2 protein-coding genes are annotated in these 1,786 nt (G+C 60.0%); both read left to right on the forward strand.

Annotation, left to right across the window (positions count from 1 at the left end; all coding sequences use genetic code 11):
* Positions 1-497 (forward strand): alpha-glucosidase C-terminal domain-containing protein (locus H6B10_RS14320; protein WP_204652217.1); only part of this gene is annotated, 497 nt, incomplete at its 5' end.
* Positions 494-1,786 (forward strand): sucrose-specific PTS transporter subunit IIBC (locus H6B10_RS14325; protein ID WP_204652218.1); only part of this gene is annotated, 1,293 nt, incomplete at its 3' end. The genes H6B10_RS14320 and H6B10_RS14325, both read left to right, overlap by 4 nt.

Consider the following 1,786-nt stretch of genomic DNA (forward strand, 5'->3'; position numbering starts at 1 on the left):
GCCGTGCCGCCGGTTATGCGGAGGCGGACATCCTGGCTTCCCTGCAGGCCAAAGCCCGCGATAATGCCCGCACCCCCATGCAGTGGAACGCCACCGCCCAGGCAGGCTTTACCACCGGAACCCCCTGGTACCCGGTGAATCCCAACTATACCGCCATCAATGCCGAGCAGGCGTTGGCGGACGAAAATTCCATCTTCTACTATTATCAGGCACTGATCGCTCTGCGTAAAACACAGCCGATCCTGACTCAGGGCAGCTTTGAACCGCTGCTGCCGGATGACCCGGATATTTACGCCTATCTTCGACGGTGGAACGGCAAAACCTGGCTGGTGGTGTGCAACTTCCACCAAAAGCAGGTCACCTTCTGCGGCAAGGGCCGCGGGCGGACCATTCTGTCCAACTACCCGCAGCCGGAACTTGCCGACCTGCAACATTTGTCTCTGCGCCCTTACGAGGCGACGATTTATGAAATTTTAGAAGGAGAGGAATCATCATGACAAAAGAAGAACGCTACCAGGCCACAGCCGAGCAGCTGCTTCAGCTGGTTGGCGGGCCCGAGAACATCATCAGCGCAGCCCATTGCGCCACCCGCCTGCGTCTGGTGCTGAAGGACGAGTCCAAGGCGGATGTGGACGGTATCCTCAAGGTGGACCTGGTCAAGGGCCAGTTCGCCAACGCAGGCCAGTTCCAGATCATCATCGGCAGCGGCACGGTGGATGAAGTGTACAAGCGGTTCATCCAGCTGGGCGGCATTGCGGAATCCACCAAGAGTGAGGTCAAAAAAGCAGCCGATAAAAAGATGAACCCGGTACAGCAGCTGGTCAAGATGCTGTCCGATGTGTTTGTGCCGTTGATTCCCGCCCTGGTGGCCAGCGGTCTTATGATGGGCCTGAACAACGTGCTGACCGCCAGCGGGCTCTTCTTCCCCGGGCAGTCTTTGGTGGAAGCTTACCCCGGGCTGGCTGACCTGGCATCCATGATCAACACCTGCGCCAGCGCCGCCTATTCCTTCCTGCCCATCCTCATTGGCTTCTCCGCTGCCAAAATGTTCGGTGGCAACCCCTATCTGGGCGCCGTCATCGGCATGATCATGGTCTCCGGCGATTTGCTCAACGCCTACAGCTACGGTGATGCCGTCAATGCCGGTACGGTGCCGGTGTGGAACATCTTCGGCCTGACCATCGACAAGGTGGGCTACCAGGGCACGGTGCTGCCGGTGCTGGTTTCCGCCTTCCTGCTGGCCCAGATCGAAAAATGGCTGCACAAGCGTGTGCCCGAAGTGCTGGACAACCTGGTGACCCCGCTCTTCTCGGTGCTGATCACCGCTTTCCTCACCTTTACGGTGGTGGGTGGCGTGATGCGCACCGCCGGCGACTGGATCACCAACGGTCTGCTGTGGCTGCATGACTCCCTCGGCGTGGTAGGCGGCATGGTCTTTGGTCTGATCTACTCGCCCCTGACCATGACCGGTATGCACCACAGCCTGCTGCCGGTGGATATCCAGCTGGTGGCTGCCGGCGGTTCCTTCCTGCTGGCCATTGCTTCCTGCAACAACGTAGCCCAGGGCGGCGCCACGCTCTGCGCCATGCTGCGCACCCATGACAAAAAGCTCAAGAGCATTGCGGCCACTTCCGGTGTTTCGGCGCTGCTGGGCATCACCGAACCGGCTATGTTCGGCGTCAACCTGAAGATGAAATACCCCTTCTACGCGGCGATGCTGGGCTCTGCCATCGGCTGCGGTTACGTGACCCTGACCAACGTGCTCAACGTGGCCCCCGGTTCCGCA

The organism is Gemmiger formicilis (genome assembly GCF_016901605.1).
GTDB classification, from domain to species: domain Bacteria; phylum Bacillota; class Clostridia; order Oscillospirales; family Ruminococcaceae; genus Gemmiger; species Gemmiger formicilis_B.